General features: G+C 72.8%; 19 protein-coding genes. 16 read left to right on the top strand and 3 right to left on the bottom strand.

What is annotated here, in order from left to right; all coding sequences use genetic code 11:
• Positions 1-17 precede the first annotated feature (17 nt).
• Together ACH4SL_RS15365 and ACH4SL_RS15360 are read left to right on the top strand one after the other, a co-directional pair.
• On the top strand, positions 18-773 hold the full coding sequence (locus ACH4SL_RS15365) for a DUF4255 domain-containing protein (RefSeq protein WP_398445461.1): 756 nt from the start codon (positions 18-20) through the stop codon (positions 771-773).
• On the top strand, positions 770-2,959 hold the full coding sequence (locus tag ACH4SL_RS15360) for an ATP-binding protein (RefSeq protein WP_398445459.1): 2,190 nt from the start codon (positions 770-772) through the stop codon (positions 2,957-2,959). Before ACH4SL_RS15365 ends, ACH4SL_RS15360 begins: the two co-directional genes overlap by 4 nt.
• On the opposite strand, the gene ACH4SL_RS15355 is transcribed toward ACH4SL_RS15360, so the two are convergent.
• A complete protein-coding gene (locus ACH4SL_RS15355) occupies positions 2,949-3,623 on the bottom strand; it encodes a hypothetical protein (protein WP_398445457.1) in 675 nt (224 codons plus the stop codon). The genes ACH4SL_RS15360 and ACH4SL_RS15355 overlap by 11 nt on opposite strands.
• Positions 3,624-3,629: 6 nt before the next feature.
• Complete coding sequence (locus tag ACH4SL_RS15350; RefSeq protein ID WP_398445455.1) at positions 3,630-7,190, bottom strand: hypothetical protein; 3,561 nt, start codon at positions 7,188-7,190, stop codon at positions 3,630-3,632.
• A 207-nt stretch (positions 7,191-7,397) separates the two neighbouring features.
• Between ACH4SL_RS15350 and ACH4SL_RS15345 the strand changes: the two genes are divergently transcribed.
• The 13 genes from ACH4SL_RS15345 (at position 7,398) to ACH4SL_RS15285 (ending at position 19,444) form a co-directional block, all read left to right on the top strand.
• Positions 7,398-8,924 (top strand): phage tail sheath family protein, encoded by a 1,527-nt coding sequence (locus tag ACH4SL_RS15345; protein WP_398445453.1) that lies wholly within the window; start codon positions 7,398-7,400, stop codon positions 8,922-8,924.
• 78 nt (positions 8,925-9,002) lie between these two features.
• Positions 9,003-9,446, top strand: a complete 444-nt coding sequence (locus ACH4SL_RS15340; RefSeq protein WP_031525787.1) for a phage tail protein — start codon at positions 9,003-9,005, stop codon at positions 9,444-9,446.
• On the top strand, positions 9,446-9,895 hold the full coding sequence (locus tag ACH4SL_RS15335) for a hypothetical protein (protein WP_398445450.1): 450 nt from the start codon (positions 9,446-9,448) through the stop codon (positions 9,893-9,895). The genes ACH4SL_RS15340 and ACH4SL_RS15335 overlap by 1 nt, the downstream gene beginning before the upstream one ends.
• Complete coding sequence (locus tag ACH4SL_RS15330) at positions 9,892-10,032, top strand: DUF6760 family protein (RefSeq protein ID WP_199923532.1); 141 nt, start codon at positions 9,892-9,894, stop codon at positions 10,030-10,032. The genes ACH4SL_RS15335 and ACH4SL_RS15330 overlap by 4 nt, the downstream gene beginning before the upstream one ends.
• A gap of 39 nt (positions 10,033-10,071) precedes the next feature.
• Positions 10,072-11,760, top strand: coding sequence for a hypothetical protein (locus ACH4SL_RS15325; RefSeq protein WP_398445448.1), 1,689 nt, complete (start codon positions 10,072-10,074; stop codon positions 11,758-11,760).
• A gap of 33 nt (positions 11,761-11,793) precedes the next feature.
• Positions 11,794-12,225, top strand: a complete 432-nt coding sequence (locus ACH4SL_RS15320; RefSeq protein ID WP_031525793.1) for a phage tail protein — start codon at positions 11,794-11,796, stop codon at positions 12,223-12,225.
• A gap of 4 nt (positions 12,226-12,229) precedes the next feature.
• Complete coding sequence (locus ACH4SL_RS15315; protein ID WP_398445446.1) at positions 12,230-13,030, top strand: peptidase M23; 801 nt, start codon at positions 12,230-12,232, stop codon at positions 13,028-13,030.
• 3 nt (positions 13,031-13,033) lie between these two features.
• Positions 13,034-14,893, top strand: a complete 1,860-nt coding sequence (locus ACH4SL_RS15310; protein ID WP_398445444.1) for a VgrG-related protein — start codon at positions 13,034-13,036, stop codon at positions 14,891-14,893.
• 22 nt (positions 14,894-14,915) lie between these two features.
• Positions 14,916-15,188 carry a PAAR domain-containing protein gene (locus tag ACH4SL_RS15305; RefSeq protein WP_398445443.1) on the top strand — a complete coding sequence of 91 codons (273 nt, stop codon included), beginning with the start codon at positions 14,916-14,918 and terminating at the stop codon, positions 15,186-15,188.
• Positions 15,189-15,191: 3 nt separating this feature from the next.
• Positions 15,192-15,599, top strand: a complete 408-nt coding sequence (locus ACH4SL_RS15300) for a GPW/gp25 family protein (RefSeq protein WP_398192797.1) — start codon at positions 15,192-15,194, stop codon at positions 15,597-15,599.
• Positions 15,596-17,560, top strand: coding sequence for a putative baseplate assembly protein (locus ACH4SL_RS15295; RefSeq protein WP_398445442.1), 1,965 nt, complete (start codon positions 15,596-15,598; stop codon positions 17,558-17,560). Before ACH4SL_RS15300 ends, ACH4SL_RS15295 begins: the two co-directional genes overlap by 4 nt.
• A gap of 1 nt (position 17,561) precedes the next feature.
• Positions 17,562-18,122 carry a phage tail protein gene (locus tag ACH4SL_RS15290; RefSeq protein ID WP_398445440.1) on the top strand — a complete coding sequence of 187 codons (561 nt, stop codon included), beginning with the start codon at positions 17,562-17,564 and terminating at the stop codon, positions 18,120-18,122.
• Entirely contained in the window at positions 18,119-19,444 is a 1,326-nt protein-coding gene (locus ACH4SL_RS15285; protein ID WP_398445437.1) for an NADase-type glycan-binding domain-containing protein, read from the top strand. The genes ACH4SL_RS15290 and ACH4SL_RS15285 overlap by 4 nt, the downstream gene beginning before the upstream one ends.
• Before the next feature lie 82 nt (positions 19,445-19,526).
• Here the strand turns inward: ACH4SL_RS15285 and ACH4SL_RS15280 are convergent, their stop codons facing one another.
• A complete protein-coding gene (locus tag ACH4SL_RS15280; protein ID WP_398446621.1) occupies positions 19,527-20,153 on the bottom strand; it encodes a response regulator transcription factor in 627 nt (208 codons plus the stop codon).
• A 197-nt stretch (positions 20,154-20,350) separates the two neighbouring features.
• Between ACH4SL_RS15280 and ACH4SL_RS15275 the strand changes: the two genes are divergently transcribed.
• The gene (locus ACH4SL_RS15275) at positions 20,351-21,727 is read left to right on the top strand and encodes a hypothetical protein (RefSeq protein ID WP_398445435.1); all 1,377 of its coding nucleotides are present in this window, start codon (positions 20,351-20,353) and stop codon (positions 21,725-21,727) included.
• Positions 21,728-21,731: the final 4 nt, after the last annotated feature.

The raw sequence follows: 21,731 nt of genomic DNA, 5'->3' as shown, positions 1-21,731 counted from the left end.
CGGCAGGAGGCAGGCACATGATCCACGAGGTCGACGAGGCCCTGCGCGCCCTCTTCCGGGCGGATCCGCTCGCGGGCGGGCAGGTCGCGGTCGTCTTCGACGCCCCCACGCGCGACTGGGCGGCGAAGGTCAACGCGCCCACCGTCAACCTCTACCTGTACGACATCCGCGAGGACATGCGGCGGCGCGAACGCGGCCTGCTCAACGAATACGACGAGCACGGCACCGTCACGGCCCGCCGCCGCCCGCCGCGCTACTTCAAGCTCTCGTACCTGATCACCGCCTGGACGCGCCGCCCGGAGGACGAACACCGGCTGCTGTCCTCGCTGTTGCTGTGCCTGCTGCGCTACGAGGCGCTGTCGCCCGAGCGGTTCAGCGGCACGTTGTCCGAACTGGGCATCTCCGTACCGATGAGCGTGGCGCTGCCGCCGCCGGAGGACCGGTCGTTCGCGGACGTGTGGAGCGCGCTCGGCGGTGAGTTGAAGCCGTCGCTGGACCTGGTGATCAGCGTGCCGGTGACGGAGTCGCCGGTGTACGCGGCGGGTCCGCCGGTCGGCGAGGACGGGCTGCGGCTCGGCTTCTCCGAGGGCGTCCCGCCGCCCGGGGCGTCGCCGGAGCGCCCGCCCGCCCGTACGCCGTCCGGGGCCGAACTCCCCGTCTACGGCCGCACGCCGAACGCGCCCGGGCCGCCGCCGCGCGAGGCCCACGAGGCCCGCGAGGCCCGCGAGGCCCGCCGCTCGGGCATCGCGTCCCGTGTGGCGGAGGACCGGTGACGCAGGAGCCGTACGGCGCCGGGTCCGCCGACCTCAGCCTGCGGCATCTGCTCGCGCGCGCGGCGCTCGTCGAGGAGCGGGTGCGGCGCGCGGTGGACGCCCGGCAGGCGGTCGACCCGCAGCCGGACGACGCCTTCCGCGGCCTCTACCTCAGCGACGAGACGGTGCGGCGGCTGCTGGACGAGGGCCGCTCGCTCGCCGGGCCCGACCAGACCGACGCGGAACGCCTCGCGGAGGCCGAGGAGTTGGCGGACGCGTCCGAGAGCGGCGCCCTCGCGGGAGGCTTGAGCGCCCCCCTGGAGGGCACCCCCTTCGACGGCGCCCCGGCCCGCGCGCCCGGCGGTGGTACGTACGAGGCACCCGCACCCGCCCGCGGCGCCTCCCGGCTGCGGCACCTCGCCCGCGCCTTCGGCCTCACGCCGCTCGACACCGAGATCCTGCTCATCGCCCTGCTCCCCGACCTGGACGACCGCTTCGAGCAGTTCTACGGCTACCTCAACGACCATGTCGCACGCTGCCGCCCCACCGTCGGGCTCGCCCTCGGGCTGTGCGGGCGGGCGGCAGCCGACCCGCGGGCGCGGGCCCGGCTCGCGCCGCAGGCGCCGTTGCGGGCGGGCGGGCTGCTGGTCGTCGAGGAGGCAGAACGCCCCTTCCTGGGACGGTCGTTGCGCGTGCCCGACCGGGTCGCGGGCCATCTGCTGGGCGACGACACCCCCGACCCGCGGCTCGCCGACCTGCTCACCTCCTGGCACGACGTCCCCGGCGTCGGCGACCCGGACGTCCTCGCCCGCGCCCTGGCCCACGGCGTCCGCCTCGCCCATCTGCGCGAGGAGCAGGGCGGCGCCGGGACCGCGCTGGCCGCGGCGGCGCTGCTGCGCTCGGGCCACCAGGTGCTCGGCGTCGACCTGCTGCGCCTGGCCCAGGACCCGCACCCCGCGGAGGCCGTGCGCGTCCTGGCCCGCGAGGCGCGGCTCACCGGCGCGGGCCTGGTGTGCGCGCCGCTCGAAGCGCTCACGCCCGAGCGCACGGAGGCGCTGCGGCTGCTGGCCGACACCGCGCCGCTCACCGTCCTGGTGGGCCGCACCCCGTGGGACGCCGCGTGGTCCGCGCGCCCCCCGCTGCTGCTGCACGCCCCGCGGGTGGACCCGGCGACGCGGGCCGCGCTCTGGGCCCGCACGTACGAGGCCCCGGTGCCGGACGACCTCGACGTACGGCTCACGCTCGCGCCCTTCCTCCTCACCCCGGACCAGATCACCCGGGCCGCCCGCTCCACCGCGCAGGCCGCGCTGCTCACGGACGGGCCGCTGGACGCCGACCACGTACGGGCGGGCGCCCGCGCCCAGAACGCCGCGGGCCTTGACCGGCTGGCCCGGCGCATCGAGCCCGCGGTCGGCTGGGACGACCTCGTGCTGCCCGCCGACCCGCTCGCCCAGCTCCACGAACTGGCCGCGCGCGCCCGGCACCGCGACCTCGTCCTCGGCGCGTGGGGCATGCGCCCGGGCGGCGGGCGGGGCCGCGGCGTCACCGCCCTCTTCGCCGGTGACTCCGGCACGGGCAAGACGATGTCCGCGGAGGTCGTCGCGAAGGACCTGGGGCTCGACCTCTACACGGTCGACCTGGCGACCGTCATCGACAAGTACATCGGCGAGACCGAGAAGAACCTGGAGCGCATCTTCAGCGAGGCCGCGGGCGTCAACGGCGTCCTCCTCTTCGACGAGGCCGACGCGATCTTCGGCAAGCGCTCGGAGGTCAAGGACGCGCACGACCGCTACGCCAACGTCGAGAGCGCGTACCTGCTCCAGCGGATGGAGACCTTCGACGGCCTGGCCATCCTCGCGACCAACCTCCGCGCCAACCTCGACGACGCCTTCACCCGCCGCCTCGACCTCGTCGTCGACTTCCCCCTCCCGGACGCGGAACAACGCCACCTCCTCTGGCACCGCGCCCTCCGCCCCGTCCTCCCCCCCGACTCCCCCCTCGACCTCGCCTTCTGCGCGGAGTCCTTCGAACTGGCAGGCGGCAACATCCGCTCCATCGCCGTGACGGCGGCGTACCTCGCGGCGGAGGCCGGCACGGCGCTGACGATGCCGATGCTCATCCACGCGGTGCAGCGCGAATACCAAAAACTCGGCCGCCTGACCCTCCCCTCCGAATTCGGCAAGTACGCCCACCTGCTCACGCCGTGAGGGGCCGGACCAGCTGAAGCTTTCGCGTCGGGAGGACGGAGCCGTCGGCCTCCAGCCGCACGAGCTTCCACGCCGCCAGGCGGGCGAGGTGGCGGTCGAGCAACTCGTCGTCGAAAACCGCATCGGCGTGACGGGCGAGGTCGGCAGTCATCTGAGGGTCCGACGTGAGGCTCTGCAGATGTGCGTACCGTTCACGGAGGGCAGCCGCCAAGCGCGAGCGTTCCACCCCGTGATGCGCGACGGCGAGCGTGGCTTTGTCGAGAGCGTCCAGGACGGGCACCGCCAGGACGGTCACGTGGGTTTGGGATTTCGCCGCTCCTTCGAGCCCCAGGTAGAGAGAGTTGAGCCGTTTGAGGGCGTACTGGCTCTGGTCTCGGACGCGAATCCACACACGCTCACCGAGAATCTCGACGGCGGAAGCGTCGTACATCCCCTTCGCGTCACCGACCGGAGTGGCTGCGAGCAGGTCCCGCAGTGCCTCTCGGACACCATCCACTACGCGAGGCAACTGCTCCCCTGTGATCTCCACGTCCGGCTCCGGCTCTGAACCGGGACGGGCCAGACCGACGTCATCCAGGGCCTTGAAAAGCACTCGCTGAGACGGTTCGCCGTGCCCGACGGCGGCGCACATCGAGCCCTTGCTGTCGATGACGTAGAGTTCCAAATCTGATTACCTCGGCTTCATCAGACACTTGACGATCATTTCGTCCTCCGGAGGGCGGTCGAAATCCAGACCCGGCATTTCCCAGACTTGCACGTCGAGATCGACACCTCCGTAGATCTGCTTCACCCGAGAATAGGTCCACGTTCGTGCGACCGCCTGCTCGGGTTCCTCTCCTCTCTTGCGAGCCGCGAGATAGTCGACAAGGTTCTTTGACATCGCAGGGCGCTTGGCCGACTTCGACTTGTAGCCCGTGAGGGTGTACCACTCGCCGGCCACAGCCCGGTATTCGGTGCGGAAATGCTCTGCGGCGATCGAGAACATCCGTGACCCGAGTCCGCGGACCCCCGCCAGTTCGATCATCGGATCGACGAGGAAGTCCACGGCCAGCGCCTTGACCGGGGTGTCGCCCTCGTCGACCGACTTGGCCTCGACCCACGCCTCGCCCACTGGGCGCGTCCCGCCCGGCCGCACGGCTCCCACCTTGATGGCACTCTCGCGGAACACGCCGAAGTACTCCATGTCCAACTGGGGACGACCGTCCACTTCGCGCTCCCGCAGCGTCAGGCGGTAGCCGTCCCTCTCACCGAGCGAGATGAGTTTCTGCAGGAGCGGCAGACGCTTCGCCTTGCTCATACCCCCTTCCCGCATCACCTGCAGGATGGTCCCGATGACCGAATCGTTCTGTACGACACCGCGCACCTCGGAGAGTATGCGCTGCCGCTCCTGGACGGTAGCTCTGCCGTCATCGAGGAGTTTGACTTCCTCGCTCTCGGCAGCCTCGTCCGTCGGCAGGTCGTAGGAGTCGGTGGACATCGCCTGTACATGCACCCGCTCCGCTGTTTCGGTCTTCGCTTCCTCCACAACCCGGAGGGGGACACCGTGCTTGTGGGCAAGCGCGCCTATTTTCGCGTTCGCATCCTGCCGCGTGGGGCGTTGCGCGAGGACGACCCCTGCCTCACGGATGGCGTCGGTCGTTTCTACCGAGGATTTTCCATCACCGTCCTTGCCGTCATTTCCTGTGGACTTCTTGTCCTTGTTCTTCCCCTTGCCGAACTTGGACTTGAGTTTCGCCCAGATCTTCTTGCCCATCTTGGCGATGAAGGTGACGATTTTGTCGATGACGCGGTTGACGGGTTTGGCGACGGCGTGGAAGACGGATTTGACTTTGGCGGCGAGGTTGCCGATGCCGAGGAGGGAGGCGAGGAGGCCGAGGAGGGTGGGGATGGCGGCAGCGAGGGCGGTTTCGACCATTTTGGGGACGCCGGCGGTGCCGCCGTTGGCGATGGCGATGACGGCGTCGAGGACGGCGTTGACGAATTCGACGACCTGCGCGCCTTGGTTGATGACGAAGGAGACGATGTCGACGATCGCTTTGACGGCGCGGACGAACGCGGAGGCGGGGTTGAGGAGGGAGAGGATCCAGGTGATGCCGGCGATGATGACGGTGGGGATCAGGTAGGTGGTGAGTTTGCCGAGGATGGTGGCTTTGAGGTCGCCGGTCTCCTTGACGATCTCCTGCTCGACACCCGCGGGGCCTTCCTTCGCGAGTTTCTGCGCGACCGGCACCGATTTCTCGACTTCGGTCATGGCCTGGTCGGGGATGCCCTTGGCGGTGATGCGGGCGCGGATGTTGGCCCAGGTCAGGCCGAGCAGGCCGGTGATGAGCTGGATGATGCCCTTGAGGTCGAAGGAGGAGGGGAGGTTCAGGCCGGCTTTGACGGCGGTGCCCAGCAGCCAGGACACCAGGCCCTTCTTGAGGTGGTCGGCGATGTTGGCGACGAAGAGTTTCAGGCCGGCGCCGACGGCGTGGACGAGGTTGTTCAGGAACCCGATCGGGTTCTTGATGATCTTGGAGATGGCGGTGGCGGCCTTCGCGAGGATGCCCATCAGGAGGTTCTTCAGCTCCGTGATGGTCTTGATCACCCCGGCGATCGCCCCGACCGCTTTGGACACCAGGCCCTTGTTCGCGTCCTGGAGCTTCTTGATCTCCTCGTCGACCTTGTTCAAAGCTTGCGTGTACTTCGTCGCCAGCGTCTGCACGAGCTGCTTGGACTTGTCGTCGACGTCCGACTCCAGGTCGTCGAACTTGCCCGCGAAGTCCTTCGCCGCGTCCTGACCGAACTTCCGCAAGTCCGCGGGGAGCTTCCTCACCTCCGCCGCCAGGTCGGAGCGCCCCTTGGCGATACGGGACTTCGCCGCACCCAGGTCGGTACCGATCGTGTCGGCGACCGAGGAGATCACGGACTGCATCTGGGTGACGTAGAGCTGCCGGGAGAGCTGGAAGAGGTCGTTCGCCGCTTTGGGCATTCCCAGCAGCTTGTCCTTGGCCCACTTCATCCCACCGAACGGGCCGCCATACCGCTTGTGCTTGTACGCCGACATCCGGGCCTTCTGATCGGCCTCGAACGCCGCCCGCGCCTTCGCCTCACCCGCGTTGAACTGGGTGTCGACCTTCTTGTCCAGGCCGGACAGGATGGCTTCGACGTCCTTCTTCGTCGCGTCGAACACCTTCTGCAACCGTGCCGTCGCCTCGGAACGCCGGCCCTCGTCCTTCGACTTCGCCCCGCCCTTCCCGGAGTCGACCGCCTTCCCGGCGGTGTGGCGGGTCGCGGTCAGCTGCGCCATCGCCTGCGCACCGGTCACCGCGGCGGACGACTTCGCCGCCGCGATCTGCTGCTTCTCCGCACCGCGGGCCTTGCCCGGCGCGGTGGCCGAGTGGGCGTCGGCCTGCTTCTTGTCCTTCAACGCCCCCGTGAAGTCCGGCTCATTACTCTTAGCGAGCTGGTCGTCGGTGACGTCCGCGGACTTCATCTGCTCGTCGGTCTGCTTTGGACCCGGCGAGAAGTCCGTCACCGCCGCCGGCTGCGGGGCCGGGGCCGCATCCGCAGCCGACGGCGCACCGGGGTTCGCATGCGGCTGATCCGGGCGAAGGGGCACCACGGTCTTGTCCTTGGCCGCCGACGTATCCGGCGGCGCAGCCGTCGCCGACGAGATGTCATGCGCAGACGCCGTCTTCCCCGCGGTGACCTTCCCGTCCACCGCACCCTTGATCTTCTCCGCCTTGCCGGACTTCGAGAACTTGTCCGCCTCGTCAAGGTTCTTCGGCGCCTGCGCCGCAATCGCATCGTTGACGGCCTTGACGAACGCCGCCTTGTCGAACACCCCGGGCTTGGCCGCGTCCATCTTCGCCGCGTTGGCGACCTTCCCCTGCGCCTCCCGGTCGTCCGGCGGCGCCACCGCCGCATCCTGCGCCGACTTCGACTCGGTAGCGGCGGGCTGGTGGTGCGCGAGCTTCTGCTTCTTCGCGGCGACATCGGCGTTCACCCGCCGCATCCCCGGCGCCTGCGACACCGACGGGGACACCGGCGCCACAAACCGCTGCGCCACCAACCGAGAAACCGCCGCATTCCCCGCCGCACCCGCGAGCAGCTGCACCGACGCCCGGCTCAGCGGGGCCTCCGGAGCGGCGGCGCGCTCTTCCGGTACGGGCGCGGGCTCGTGGGCAGGGGCCGGGCGGTTCCCGGTCCGCTCGGCTCCTCCGCGGTCCCCGCGCGCGGTCGACACCATGACCGCCAGGGTCACCCCTGCCCCGCTCCGGCGACACAAGCAACGAGGCAGGCCGTGGGGGAAGGGAAATGTGCCCGGTCGGTTCGACCGTTCGGGCTGCCCTGTCGGTCATCGAGGTCGAGTCGCCGGTACGGCCCAAATCCTGTGCGCCAAAGGAAAGGCCGCCGGAGGATTTCCTCCCGTATCTCATGGTCGAGGGGGAGTGGCATGCCGTCGTACCTGTCCCCGGGCGTCTACGTCGAAGAGGTGGAGTCCGGGTCGAGGCCCATCGAGGGGGTCGGGACCGCGGTTGCCGCGTTCATCGGGTTCGCTCGCAAGGGGCCGTTGCACGAACCGACGCCCATCAGCAACTGGACGCAGTTCAAGAGCGTGTTCGGCGACTTCGCCGAGGGAGCGTACCTGCCCGGCGCCGTCTACGGCTTCTTCGCGAACGGGGGCGGCATCTGCTACGTCGTCCGTATCGGCGCGCCGGACTCCGCCGACCGGGACGAGCCCGCCGAGCTGACCGGCGGGGAGGCGGCGCGCGTCGGGCCGTACGAGGTGCGGGCGCTGCCGCAGGTGACCGGGCAGATCACGGTGGAGGTCACGGAGCCGGAGGGCGAGGACCCGCCGCAGGACACCTTCGGGCTGGTGGTGCGGCGGGACGGCGAGGTCGTGGAGACGTACCCCAAGCTGACCACCAAGCGCAGCAAGGACAACGCGGCGACGCAGGTGCGCTCCCGCTCGCAGTTCATCGCGCTCGCGGAGAGCCAGCAGGGGCCGGCGCCGCAGCGGCCGGAGGCGCAGCAGGTGGCGGTGCCGGCGGCCGCGCCGGGGCCGCTGGAGGTGACGGCGGCGTCGTACACCGGCGACCCGGAGCAGCGTACGGGCGTGGCGGGGCTGGAGGCGGTCGAGGAGGTCACGATGGTGGCCGCGCCGGACCTGATGAGCGCGTACCAGGCGGGCAGGATCGACGGCGAGCAGCTGATCTCGGTGCAGCAGGCGCTTGTCACGCACTGCGAGCTGATGGGCGACCGGGTGGCGATCCTGGATCCGCCGCCCGCGCTGAGCCCGCAGCAGGTGAAGGTGTGGCGGGAGCGGACGGCGGCGTTCGACTCGAAGTACGCGGCGCTCTACTACCCCTGGATCAAGGTCTTCGACCCGTCGGTGGGCCGGGACGGCTTCGTGCCGCCGAGCGGTCACATCGCGGGCGTGTGGGCCCGCAGCGACGAGACGCGCGGGGTGCACAAGGCCCCGGCGAACGAGGTCGTACGGGGTGCGGTCGCGCTCCAGACGCAGATCACGAAGGGCGAGCACGACCTGCTCAACCCGGCGGGCGTCAACTGCGTGCGGGTCTTCCCGGGGCGCGGCATCCGGGTGTGGGGCGCGCGCACGCTCTCGTCGGATCCGTCGTGGCGGTATCTGAACGTGCGCCGGCTCTTCAACTACCTGGAGGAGTCGATCCTCGGCGGCACCCAGTGGGCGGTGTTCGAGCCGAACGACGACGCGCTGTGGGCGAAGATCCGCCGCACGATCTCGGCCTTCCTGGTCAACGAGTGGCGCAAGGGGGCGCTGTTCGGCCTCACGCCGGACGAGGCCTTCTACGTCAAGTGCGACGCGGAGACCAACTCGCCGGAGGCCGTCGACGCGGGGCAGGTCGTGTGCGAGGTGGGGGTGGCCCCGGTGAAGCCGGCGGAGTTCGTCGTCTTCCGGCTCGCGCAGATGTCCGCCGGTTCCGGCGCCGTCGACGAGTAGGACGCCGGCCCGACGCGCACACCGCCCCAAGTCCCGTAGCCGGAAGCAGCCGGAAGGCGATCACAGGAGGCCGGAGACATGCCGCTGCCCGAACTCGACGCTTCTGTCGGGCATTCGTTCGGATTGGAGTTCGACAGCGTCCTCATCAAGCGGATCACCGAGGTCAGTGGTCTGAAGATGGAGCAGGACGTCATCGAGCTGAAGCAGAACACCGCGGACGGCAAGTACGCGATCAAGAAGCTGCCGGGCCGCCCCAAGGCGGGCGAGGTCACGGTCACCCGCGGTCTCACCGAGGACAACAGCTTCGAGAAGTGGATCAAGGACTCGCGGTTCGGGAAGATGACGAACGCCCGGCGCAACGGGTCGATCATCGTCTACGACTACGAGGGCCTGCCGATCAAGCGCTACAAGCTGATCAACGCGTGGCCCAAGTCGCTGGAGATCAGCACCCTCAAGGCGGGCGACACCTCGGTCCTCACCGAGAAGCTGTCGATCACCTACGAGAGCGTGGAACTCGACTGATGCGCCGGATCACGGCCGCGGCTCCGGCCCCGGCTTCGGCTGCGGCTTCGCCGGACACGGGCCAAGGCGCCGGGCTGCGCACGGAGTTCGCCTTCGAGCTGCCGCGCGGCTACGTGGACGAGTCGGGCACGGTGCACCGCTCGGGCGTGATGCGGCTGGCGACGGCCCGGGACGAGCTGGTGCCGCTGCGCGACGACCGGGTGCGGGAGAACTCGGCGTACCTGTCGGTGGTGCTGATCTCCCGGGTCGTCGTACGGATCGGGACGGTCGAGGACATCCACCCGGGCGTCGTCGAGGATCTCTTCGCCTCGGACCTGGCCTTCCTCCAGGACTTCTACCGGCGGATCAACTCCGAGGGCCACACCCGCGCCCGCGTCACCTGCCCGGCCTGCCGGGAGGACTTCGCGGTGGAACTGTCCGGCGGCGGTGGTCGCCTGGGGGAATCGTGACGTACGCGGCCGACCGCATCCACGAGGAAGTCGCGTACCTCGCCTACCACTTGCACTGGCCGCTCGACCAGATCCTCGATCTGGAGCACGCCGACCGGCTCCGGTACGTCCGGCACGCGGCGCAGCTCAGCGGCTGATCGGCCGATCGGCACTGAGCCGGAAGGGAGGGGGACGGGGTGGGACTGCTGTCATGGCTCGGCGGCGGACGCCGCGACCGGCCGCACGCGCGGCCCGCGGAGGCCGCGCCCGCCGGGGGGAGCGGCGGAGAGGCGTGGCGGGACCTGCCGCCGATCCAGCGCACGACGGGCGACCTCGGCCTGGTCACCGACCCCGGCGGCTTCCGCGCGTCCCTCGGCACCTGGCAGGACGTCTCGCTGTCCCGCCCGCTCGGTCACCTCGTGAGCCCCGAGGCGCCGTCCGGGATGCTGTACGACGTCGCGTCCGCCGCACCCGAACCGCCGCGGGCGGCAACCCCCGAGCCGGGCACGCGCTCCTGGGAGCCGCCGAGTTCGGGTACGCACCCGGCGGTCGCGCTGCAACGCGTCCTGGACGGCGGGCCGTTGACGTCCGCGGCCGCGCCCGGCGAGGAGGCCGGGCCCGTCACCGTACGGCCGCTCACCCCGCCGGACACCGGGCCCGCGGCGGACGAGCCCTCCCCCGTACGGGAGTTGCCCGCCCCGCCCCTCGTACCGACCGACGGCGCCGAGCACCCGGCCCCGCCCACCGCCCAGCGCGCGGCCCGTACCGAAACCCGCCCCGCGCCCCCGCCCCTCCCGCCGCCCGCCACCGCGCCGCCCGCCACCGCGCCCGTGCAGCGGACCACGGAGCAGCCCGGCGTCCGCGCCCACCAGCACCTGGGCATCGGCGAGCCTCTCGCGGGGCTGCCCTCGACGGCGCGCGGGCCCGCCGCCCGCTCCACCCCCGCGTCCGTGACCCCCGAGCCCGCGGCCCCCGAGCCGCTCACCGCCCAGCGGACCCCGGCCGCCGCGCCCACCCCGCCCCCCGCGGCCGCGGCCCCGCCGGACTCCCCCGCGGACGGCCCGCTGCTCGGCGACGACCCCCTGCTCCCCGCGCCCCCCGAAGCCCCGGAGGCCCCCGAAGCTCCCGGCAACCCCCTGGCCCTGGTCGGGGTGCAGCGCCTCCCTGCGGACCTCCCGCACTCCCCACCGCCGCCCGCTCCCGCCCCCGCCCCCGAGCGCCTGACGGGCCTGGTCGGCGAGCGCCCCGTCCCGCTCTTCGCCCGCACCGACGCCCCGGGCACCACCACGACGCCCGCGCCCGACCCGGAGCAGCCCGTGGTCGCACGCTGGGCCGCCGAGTCGCCGGACGAGCCCGTACGCCGGTCCACCCCCCGCCCCGCCGTCCCCGCGGCCCCCTACGTCCAGCGCTCCTCCGCCACCGCCCCCGGCGCCCCCACCTCCGCCGACAAGGCCCCGCCGCGCCCCGAGCCCCGCAGGCCCACCGCCAACCGGACCTGGACGGACGCCGGTTCGGTCGCGATCGCGGCGGGTGTGGCCCAGCGCGCGGCGGACGGCTCCGTGGTCTTCACCCCACCGCCGCCCACCGCCCCCACCGCCCTCGCCGTGCAGCGCGCGCCCGAACCCGTCTCCGCAGAACCGGAGTTCACCCCCGCGTCCGACGCCGCCGACTCCGCGGACTCCTCCCCCGACCCGGGCGGCCCCGCGGCCACGACCACCAGCAAGCCCGCCGACCCCGCGCAGCAGCCGGACAAGGAGGACGGCGCCGCCCCGCACGTCGACGACGCCCTCGTCCGCGCCCTCTTCCCACGACTGAGCCGCCTGCTCAAGGACGAGCTGCGGCGCGACCGCGAACGCGCGGGCTTCCTCATCAACACCCGCCACTGACAAGGCCCTACGGGCAGAAGAAGGAGTGACGTCATGTCGGTCACCGACGACCCCGCGGTCAGCGTCTGCTTCGTCGTGACCGTCGACGGCATCGAGCTGGGCTCGTTCAACACCTGCGACGGGCTCGGCTGCGAGGTCGTGCTGGAGACGCGCGAGGAGGGCGGCAACAACAGCCTGTCGTGGCAACTGCCCACCCGGCTGCGCTACTCCAACGTCAAGCTCTCCCGGCCGCTGACGCGCGACACCGAGAAGGTCGCGAAGTGGTTCGCGAGCATGACGACCGGCATCAAGCGCCGCACCGCGCACATCGAGGCGCGCACCGCGGACGGCCATGTCGTGGCGCAGTGGGGGCTGTTGGAAGTGGTGCCGGTGCGGTGGAGCGGGCCGTCGTTCAGTCCGGAGTCGCCGAAGGTCGCGGTGGAGACGATCGAGATCGCCCACCACGGCTATGTGATGGGGAGCTGACGCGATGAGCAGTCCGGTGGCGTTCAGCGCGACGGGCGCGGGCACCGCGGCGGGGGCGGCGGGCGGCGCGCGCCCCAAACTGGAGCACGCCTACCTGGAGTTGCGCACCCCGCCGCCGGGCGGCAGCCTCACGCCGGGCCCGGCGTGCGGGCGGATCGACTTCCAGTTCAACCCCAAGGAGCTGAGCCTCACCAAGGCGGCGACCTGGAACCGTACGCCCGCCAAGGGCGCCAAGAGCGCGGGCCCGCCCGAATACCAGGGGCCGCAGCCCAGCAAGCTCACCGTCGAGATGTTCCTGGACGCCAGCGACACGCACGACACCAGCGTGGTGAAGACGGTGGAGCAGCTCTTCTCGTGCTGCGTGCCGACCGGGCAGACACGGCAGCAGAAGCGGGCGTCGCCGCCGTGGGTGGTCTTCCACTGGGGCGGCCTGACCGGCTTTCCCGGCTACGTCAGCCAGGTGCAGGCCAACTACACGCTCTTCACGACCTCCGGGGTGCCGATCCGGGCCGTCTGCCAGGTCACGATGGAGGAGATCAGCGGCGACACCCCGGGCCAGAACCCGACGTCGGGCGCGCTGCACCCGCACCGCGTGCACAAGGTGAGCAGCGGCGACACCCTCGCGGTGCTGGCGTGGCGGGAGTACGGGGACCCGGCGGCCTGGCGGGTGATCGCCGCGGCGAACGGCATCGACGACCCGATCCGGCTCGCGCACGGCCGGGAGCTGCTGCTGCCCGCGGTCGAGGAGATCGACCGGTTGCGGCAGTCCGGGCCCGGCGCGTACGACACCAGCGGCGGGGTGTGACCCGTGGTCGATCAGGGCGTCGCGAAGACGCTGGTGATGGAGTTCGGCGGGCGTCCGCTGCCCGCGGGCCTCGGTGACACGCTCGTCGAGGCGTACGTGGACGGCAGCCGCACGCTGCCCGGCACCTTCCTGCTGCGCTTCCGCGACCCGGGCCGCGTCCTGCTCGCGAAGGCGGGTATCGCGATCGGCACGCAGGTGCGGCTGCGGGCGGCGGCGGGCGGGCCGCCGACGGCGAAACCGCTGCTGACGGGCGCGGTCACGGCGCTGGAGCTGGAGATCGACGACGGCGGCACCTTCACGGTGGTGCGCGGCACCGACGAGTCCTACCGGCTCTTCCGCGGCCGCCGGGTGGCGGGCTACCAGAACATGACGCTGTCCGACATCTGCACGCAGGTCGCCCAGCGGGCGGGGCTGCGCCCGGGGTCGATCGACGTCGCGGGGCCGGTGCTGGAGCACGTCGTGCAGCCGAACGTCACCGACTGGGCGTTCCTGCGGATGCTCGCCGACCAGGCGGGCGCGCAGGTCTACGTCGAGGACGGCAGGCTCAACATGACGGCGCCGCCCGGCGCGGGCGGGGCGCCCGCGGTGACCGCGCGGGCCGCGCGCGACCCGCTGGTGCTGGAGATGGGCGACAACCTGCTGCGCTGCCGGGCGTCGGTGTCGGCGGCCGAGCAGGTCACCGAGGTCGAGGTGCGCGGCTGGGACGTGCAGACCAAGCAGCCGCTGGTGGGCCACGCGGACGCCGGGACGTCCGGCACGCTGCGGCTCGGGGTGACCGCCGCGGACGTCACGCGCCCCTTCGGCCCGGCGAGCCTGCTGGTCAGCGACACCGCGTACGGCGACCAGGCGCATGTCGACCAGGCCGCGAAAGCGCTCGCGGCCCGCGTGGCGGGGTCGTTCGCGGAGCTGGAGGCGGTGGTGCGCGGCAACCCGGAGATCCGCGCGGGCAGCACGGTGACGCTCGCCGGGGTCGGCGCGCCCTTCGAGGGCGGCTACACGGTCACCTCGGTGCGGCACGTCTTCGACCCGGCCAGCGGCTACGAGACGTGGATCGGCGTGACCGGCGACCAGGACCGCTCGCTCTACGGCCTGTCCGGCGAGAGCGGCCCCGAGCGGGACGGCCGCTGCTTCGGGCTGGTCAACGCGACCGTCACCGACACCCAGGACCCGCAGGGCCTGGGCCGGGTCAAGGTGCGCTTCCCGTGGCTGTCGGACGACTACACCAGCGACTGGGCGCGTTGCGGCCAGGCGGGCGGGACGGGCGGCGGCGAGGCGTTCATCCCCGAGGTCGGCGAGGAGGTGCTGGCCGGCTTCGAGCAGGGCCGGCTCGACGCGCCGTACGTGCTGTGCGCGTTGTTCAACGGCAAGGACAAGCCGGCGGCGGCGCAGGGCGGCCAGGGCCATGCCGTCGACCCGACCAGCGGCGCCGTCAACCGCAAGGCGCTGGCCTCCCGCGAGGGCAACAAGCTGGAGCTGCTGGACACCGCGGGCGGCCCGCAGGGCGTCCGGCTGGTCACCGGCGACGGCAAGACGCATCTGACGCTCGACAAGCAGCAGACCGCGATCACCGTGCACAGCGACGGCTCGGTCGCGATCGAGGCGGGCTCGCAGGTCTCGGTGAAGGCCGGCAACGGCGTCGAACTCGACGCGGGGAAAGGCCGGTTGCGGCTCGCGGGGGACGTGGTGGAGGTCGCCGCGCGCTCGGGGCTGGCGCTCCAGGCCGGATCGGGCGCGGTGTCGCTCACCACGGACGCGGCGGTCTCGGTGCAGGGCCGGCAGGTGACGGTGGACGGCACCGAGCGCACCGAAGTCCGCAGCAGCGGCTCGCTGTCGGTGACCGCGCCGATGGTCCGTATCAACTGACGTCACAGGGGGTGTGGGGCGGATGGGAGCAGCGGCCCGGGTGGGCGACGCGACCGGGCACGGCGGGGTGATCAGCGGCCCCGGCGTGGCCTCCGTGCTGATCGGCGGGCAGGCCGCCGCGGTCGTCGGCACCCCGCACACGTGCGGGACGCCGCTGCACGCGCCGTCCGCGGTCCAGGGGCCGGGCAGCACGTCCGTGCTCATCGGCGGGCGGCGCGCCGCCCGGGTCGGCGACACCGCCGGATGCGGCTCGCCCGTCGTCGCGGGCTGCCCGACCGTGCTGATCGGAGGCTGAGCCATGGGGCAGGAGTTCATCGGCGCGGGCTGGGCCTTCCCGCCGCACACCGACGCGACCGGCGGCATCGCGCTGGTCCGCGACGACCGGGAGATCGCCGAGTCGATCCGGCTGATCCTGTCCACCTCGCCGGGCGAGCGCCCGATGCGGCCCGAGTTCGGCTGCGCGCTCGGCGACTACGTCTTCGCCCCGGCCGACGCGGGCACCGCGGGCCAACTCGCGTACGAGGTACGGCTCGCGCTCGACCGCTGGGAGCCGCGTATCGACGTCGCCGAGGTGGCGGTGCGCTTCGACGAGGCCGACAAGGGCGTGCTCTACCTGGAGATCGGCTACTCCGTGCGCGGCACGAACGACCCGCGCAACCTCGTCTTCCCGTTCTACGTGATCCCGCAGCACCAGGAGGGCGCATGACGCTGCCGGCCCCGAACCTGGACGACCGCACCTTCCAGCAACTGGTCGACCAGGCCAAGCAGTTGGTGCAGCGGCGCTGCCCGGAATGGAGCGACCACAACGTCTCCGACCCGGGCGTGACGCTCATCGAGGCCTTCGCCACGATGGTCGACCAGCTCATCTACCGGCTCAACAGGGTGCCGGAGAAGAACTACCTGGCCTTCCTCGACCTCATCGGGGTGCGGCTCTTCCCGCCGACCGCCGCCCGCGCCGACGTCACGTTCTGGCTGTCGGCGCCGCAGCCGGACACCGTGCGCGTCCCGGCGGGCACCCAGGTCGCGACCGTGCGCACCGAGACCGAGGAGGCGGTGGTCTTCAGCACCGCCCGCGATCTCGCGGTCGTGCCGTGCGAGCGGGCGTACCTGGCGACGGGCACGGCGGGCGGCGCGGTCACCGACCGCACCGCCGAGCTGCGGCTGGGCCGGGACGTGCCGTGCTTCGGGGCCACCCCGCAGCCCGGCGACTGCCTGTACGTCGGGCTGTCGGCGGCGGTGCCCGGCTGCGCGGTGGTGCTGCGGCTGGACTGCCAGGTACACGGCGTGGGCGTCGACCCGACCGATCCGCCGCTGCGCTGGGAGGCGCTGTGCGGGGACGAGTGGCTGCCGTGCGAGGTCGACAAGGACGACACCGGCGGCTTCAACAAGGCCGGTGAGGTCGTGCTGCACGTCCCCGAGGGGCACGCGGCCGCGGTACGCGCGGGGGTGACCGCGGGCTGGGTGCGCTGCCGGCTGGTCGCGGCCGGGAAGGGCCGGCCGACGTACGTGGCGCCGCCGACCGTACGGCAGGCGGGCGCGTTCACGATCGGCGGGACGGTGGAGGCGCTGCACGCCGAGAGCGTCGCCGCGGAAGTGCTGGGCGCGGCCGAGGGGTTGCCCGGGCAGACCTTCCACATCGCCAGGCCGCCGGTCGAGCCGACCGGGGCGCCCTTCGTCGTCGAGGTCGCCGAGGGCGACGGCTGGGCGCGCTGGCAGCAGGTCGACGACTTCGCCCATTCCACCTGGTCCGACCGGCACTTCACCCTCGACCCCGGCTCCGGGCGGGTCGACTTCGGCCCGGCCGTGCACCAACCGGACGGCTCGGTAAGGCTGTTCGGTGCGGTGCCGCCGAAGGACGCGACGGTACGGGTCCGCGGCTACCGCACCGGCGGCGGGCGGCGCGGCAACGTCTCGCGCGGGGCGCTGCGGATCCTGCGCAGCTCCGTACCCTTCGTCGCCCGGGTCGAGAACCGCCGGGCGGCGGTCGGCGGGGTCGACGGCGAGACCGTCGCCAACGCCCGGGTGCGCGGGCCGCTCACCCTGCGCACGCTGCACCGCGCGGTCGTCGCCGAGGACTACGAGCGGCTCGCCCGCGAGATCGCGCCGGGCGTCGCCCGGGTGCGCTGCCTGTCCGCGGCCGCCTCCGGCGAGGACCCGGCCGAAGCGGCGGGCGGGGTAAGGCTGCTGGTCGTCCCGGCAGGGCGCGGCGACGCGCAGGGCCGCATCGACTTCCGCGAGCTGGAGCCGCCCACCGACATGCTCTCCTCGATCGCCTCCTACCTGCACGACCGCTGCCCGGTCGGCACCCGGCTCAACGTCGAACCGCCCTTCTACCAGGGCATGACGGTGGCCGCGCGGGTGCAGGCCGTGCCGGGCACACCCACCGGGCCGCTGCGGGACGCCGCACTCGCGGCGCTCTACCACCACTTCAGCCCGCTCACCGGAGGGCCCGACGACCAGGGCTGGCCCTTCGGGCGGCCGATCCACTCCGGCGAGGTCTTCGCGGTGCTCCAGCGCGTGCCGGGCGTCGAACTCGTCGAGGACGTCAAGCTCTTCCCCGCCGACCCCTACACCGGCGAGCGCACCGATCCCGTCGACCGGCTCGAACTCGCCCCGAACTCGCTGGTGTTCAGCTACAGCCACGACGTCCAGGTGCAGGTGGGATGACATGCGCTCGGCCATTCCCGGGCTGCCCAGCCCGCACCCGCTCGTCGACCGACTGCCGGCCGTCTACCAGGAGCAGGACTTCCTGCACCGCTTCCTGGCCGCGCTGGACGAGGTGGTCGCCCCCGACCTGCTCGTCCTGGACAACCTCGCCGCCCACCTGAGCAGCGGCACCGCGCCCGCGGACTTCCTGCTGTGGCTGGGCCAGTGGGCCGCCGTCCAGCAGGACCAGGAGCGCCCCGAGGCGCTGCGCCGCGAGGTCATCGCCGCGGCCGTCGGGCAGCACCGCATCCGCGGGACCCGGCGCGGCCTGGTCCAGGCGGTCCGCCGGGCGACCGGCGCGGAGCCGGAGATCCGGGAGAACGGCGGCACCGCGTGGTCCCCGCGCCCCGGCACCGCCCTGCCGGGCACGCCCGGCGCCCGGGTGACGGTACGGCTGCGGGTCGCCGACCCCGCGCGGGTCGACCGGGCGGCGCTGGACAAGCTCGTCGCGTCGGAAGTGCCCGCGCACGTCACGTACCGCATCGAGGTCCTCCCCCTCGACCCCGCCGGGGAGCCGTCATGATTTGTCCCACCTGCCGCCACGACAACCCGCCGGGCACCCGCTTCTGCACCGCCTGCCAGGCCTTCCTCGCCTGGGACCCCGCCCCGCCCCCCGAGCCCCCTCAGGAGCCGCCCCCCACGCAACCGCCCCCGCCCCCGCACGGATACGGCCCCCCACCCGCGCAACCGCCGGGCCCCGCACAGGGGTTCGGCCCCGCGCCACGCCCGTACGAGCCCGTGCCGCCGCCGGTGCCGCCTTCCGTACCGCCGCCGGTGCCGCAGGCACCCGTACCGCCCCCGCCGCCGCAGGCACCCGCACCCGTACCGGTGCCGCCGCCCCCGCCCGCAGGGCCCGTCGCGCCCGTCGCGCCGCGGCCCTCCGCGGAGGGGCCGGTCAGCGCCGGGACGCTCGCGGGGCAGCCCACCGCCGTGCCGTTGCCGCCGCCCGATCCGCGGAGCGGGCCCATCGTGCCGGACGCGGCCGCGGCGCGGCGGCCCGGGGAGCGGATGGAGCGGCCGCAGCCGGTGACCGGCTTCTTCGACGTCGGCGCGGAGCGGCCCGCCGCCGAGCCCGCGCGGCTGCCGGACCGGCCCTGCCCGAGCTGCGGCACCGCCAACCCGGCGGACCGGCACCTGTGCGCGCGGTGCGGCGCGGTGCTCGACCCGCAGGCCCCGCCCCCGGCGGCGCCCGAGCCCGTACCCGAGGCGCCGCCGCCGTGGTGGCGGCGGCTGCTGCGGCGGCCGGAGCGCGCGGTCGCCGCGGGCTACCGCCCGCACACCCGCACCCGGCGCAGGCTGCGCCCGCGCGCGGTGTGGCCCGCGGTGGCCGTGGTGCTCGCGCTCGTGGGCTGGCTGGTCCGGGGCCAGCTCTCCGACCTGGCCTCGAACATCCGGGACCACTCGGCGAAGCCGGCCCCGCTGCACCCGAACACCGCGACCGCGTCCACTGCGGACCCCGCGCACCCGGCGGCCATGGCCTTCGACGGCTACGCCAACCGCTACTGGGCGCCGACCACCCCGGGCGCGGGCACCGGGCAGTACGTGGAGGCCGGCTTCCCGCACGCCGTGCACCTCGTGACGGTCATCGTCACCCCCGGCTGCTCCACGGACGACGGCACCTTCCTCACGCAGGCCCGCCCCTCCCGGATCACCCTCACCTTCTACGACACCGCGGGCCGTCCGACCGCGCACACGGTCACCCTGCACGACCAGGCGGGCCCGCAGACCTTCGACGTCCACGCGTCCGACGTGACCCGGGTCCGTATCACCACCGACGCCAGCTACGGCGCGTCCGACGGACACCGGCTGGCCATCGCGGAAGTGGAGTTCTTCGGGCGCCAGTGATCCTTTCCGGCGGACTTTTCCGCCCGCCGGTGATCGTTTTTCCGGGTCGGCCGCGGAAAAACGATCACCGGCGAACGGTCCGTCAGATCAGGCCCTGCCGCATCGCATACGCGACCGCCTGCGAGCGCGTCCGGAGATTCAGCCGCGTCATCACCGAGTGCAGAATGTTCTTGATCGTGCGGTCGGAATAAGCGAGCTTCAGAGCGATATCCGCGGTGCTGCACCCCTCGGCGACGAGCCGCAGCACCTCGATCTCCCGTTCGTTGAGCCGGCTGAGATTCAGCCCGTGCGCATTCGTCCGGTCGCCCTGGAAGCGCCCGACCTGCACCAGCAGCCCGCCCAGCAGGTCCGCGGGGACGTAGCCCTCGCCGCGGGCGACCGCGCCGATGACCTCCACGAGCTTCGCGGGCGAGGCCTCGGAGCGGCGGATCACTCCGATGAAGCCGCATTCGGCCGCTTTGACCAGCTGATTCTCGTCGATGAGGGTCACCACGAGCACCCCGCGCGGGCTCCCCGCCCGGTGGATCTGGCGCAGCATGCCGAGCACCTCGTCGTCCACCGCGTCGACGACCGCCACGACGACGGACGCCGCCTCGGGATCTCGGTCGAGCAGGCGGACCTCGGGCCGCAACCGCAATTGGCTCGCCACCCCGGCCTGCGAGATCGGATCCCAGGCGCGAAGATCGACCGCGATCCGGTCGACGCTCATTTCCTTCACAGTCCCTCCCCCTTTCGTGCACAGGTCTCAAAGCCCTGACGTGCACTGTCGGCATCTGGAGTTCCCGTTCTGTCATCCCACTATTCCCTGAAGCAACGTACGATGACTCAAAGCGAACCCATTCCTGCCCGAAAGACTTCCTGCACGGCCCCTCCGGAAGCAAAACTTCCGCTCCTACGGTGACGCGTATGAGTATTTCGGCGAGCTTCGACGAGGGTGCCGTCGCCGTGGAGCCCGGCGGCGAGGTGACGCTGCTGGTCCAGGTGGCCAATTCCGGTACCACCGTGGAGGAGCTGCGCCTCGAACCGGTCGGCCCCTGCGCCGGGTGGACGACGGTGGAGCCCGAGCGGCTGTCGCTCTACCCCGGCGCCTCGGGCAGCGCGCAGGTGCACGTCCGCCCGCCGCGCGCGCCCGGCACCGCCCCCGGGACCACCACGCTGGGCCTGCGGCTGGTGCCGACGAGCGACGCGAATCTGCCGGTCGTCGCCGAACGGCCGCTGGACGTCCTGCCGTTCACCGACGTCTCCGCCGAACTGGTGCCGCGCGCCTCGCAGAGCGCGTGGCGCGGCCGGCACGAGGCCGCGATCGACAACCGCGGCAACACCCCGCTGACCGTCGCGCTGACCGCCCAGGGCATGAGCGAGCGCGTGAAGTTCGCGCTGGAGCCCGCCGAACTCACCATCCCCTGCGGCGAGACGAAGCTGTCGCGGCTCAACGCCCGCCCGGTGCGCCGGATCTGGCGCGGCGCGCCCGCGACGCACACCTTCCAGATCCTGATCGCGCCCGAACCCGCCCCGGACGGCAGCGCCCGCCCGCCCGCCGTCCTCGACGGCACCTACGAGCAGCAGGCCGTCCTGCCGCGCTGGCTGCCCCGCGCGATCATCACCACCGTCCTCCTCGCGGGCGTCCTGGTCGGCCTCTGGTACGGGCTGCTGCGCCCGACCGTACGGTCCGCGGCACGCGACGCCGTCACGCCCGAGTCCATCGCCAGCGCCGCGTCCGCCTCCCCGGGAACGACCCCGGGCAGCACCTCCGGGACCACGGCTGGTTCCACCGCGGGCAGCACGGCGGGCTCGACAGCCGGAAGCACCGCGGGCACCGCCACGACCGCCCCCTCGGCCACCGCGGGCGGCACCTCCGCGGGCTCGACGGCGGGCAGCACGGGCGGCGCCGCCGCGGGCACCGGCGCGAACCCCACGGCCGGGACACCGACGCGCACCACCATCAGCGTCAAGGACGCGGTCGGCGGGAGCACCAAGTCCGCCTCCTACACCGTCGCCGCCGGCAAAAGCTTCAACATCACGGACGTCCTGGTGCAGAACCCGCAGGGCGACGCGGGCACCCTCGTGGTCGCCACCTCCGACGGGCAGCTCCTCACCCTGGCGCTGGAGGACTTCCGGTCCTCCGACTACCACTTCGTCACGCCGATCGTCGTACCGGCGGGTGGCAAGATCACCCTGACCGCCGGCTGCCGCGAGGTCGGCCACCCGGTCAAGGCGCCCGTCCCCTCGCAGTGCTCGGAGTCCCTGCTGCTCGGCGGCACCCTCCTGAGCACCACGAGCTGACCGG

The organism is Streptomyces sp. NPDC021020 (assembly GCF_044333285.1).
Taxonomy (GTDB): Bacteria; Actinomycetota; Actinomycetes; order Streptomycetales; family Streptomycetaceae; genus Actinacidiphila.
The sequence above is the reverse complement of the archived record's forward strand: the minus strand, read 5'-3'. Positions and strand labels throughout refer to the sequence as shown.

Bases quoted from the DNA above. Each gene is read 5' to 3' on its own strand.
- ACH4SL_RS15365 (WP_398445461.1), top strand. From the start codon at position 18: ATGATCCACGAGGTCGACGAGGCCCTGCGCGCCCTCTTCCGGGCGGAT.
- ACH4SL_RS15350 (WP_398445455.1), bottom strand. From the start codon at position 7,190: ATGGTGTCGACCGCGCGCGGGGACCGCGGAGGAGCCGAGCGGACCGGG.
- ACH4SL_RS15345 (WP_398445453.1), top strand. From the start codon at position 7,398: ATGCCGTCGTACCTGTCCCCGGGCGTCTACGTCGAAGAGGTGGAGTCC.
- ACH4SL_RS15340 (WP_031525787.1), top strand. From the start codon at position 9,003: ATGCCGCTGCCCGAACTCGACGCTTCTGTCGGGCATTCGTTCGGATTG.
- ACH4SL_RS15335 (WP_398445450.1), top strand. From the start codon at position 9,446: ATGCGCCGGATCACGGCCGCGGCTCCGGCCCCGGCTTCGGCTGCGGCT.
- ACH4SL_RS15320 (WP_031525793.1), top strand. From the start codon at position 11,794: ATGTCGGTCACCGACGACCCCGCGGTCAGCGTCTGCTTCGTCGTGACC.
- ACH4SL_RS15315 (WP_398445446.1), top strand. From the start codon at position 12,230: ATGAGCAGTCCGGTGGCGTTCAGCGCGACGGGCGCGGGCACCGCGGCG.
- ACH4SL_RS15305 (WP_398445443.1), top strand. From the start codon at position 14,916: ATGGGAGCAGCGGCCCGGGTGGGCGACGCGACCGGGCACGGCGGGGTG.
- ACH4SL_RS15300 (WP_398192797.1), top strand. From the start codon at position 15,192: ATGGGGCAGGAGTTCATCGGCGCGGGCTGGGCCTTCCCGCCGCACACC.
- ACH4SL_RS15295 (WP_398445442.1), top strand. From the start codon at position 15,596: ATGACGCTGCCGGCCCCGAACCTGGACGACCGCACCTTCCAGCAACTG.
- ACH4SL_RS15290 (WP_398445440.1), top strand. From the start codon at position 17,562: ATGCGCTCGGCCATTCCCGGGCTGCCCAGCCCGCACCCGCTCGTCGAC.
- ACH4SL_RS15285 (WP_398445437.1), top strand. From the start codon at position 18,119: ATGATTTGTCCCACCTGCCGCCACGACAACCCGCCGGGCACCCGCTTC.
- ACH4SL_RS15280 (WP_398446621.1), bottom strand. From the start codon at position 20,153: ATGAGCGTCGACCGGATCGCGGTCGATCTTCGCGCCTGGGATCCGATC.
- ACH4SL_RS15275 (WP_398445435.1), top strand. From the start codon at position 20,351: ATGAGTATTTCGGCGAGCTTCGACGAGGGTGCCGTCGCCGTGGAGCCC.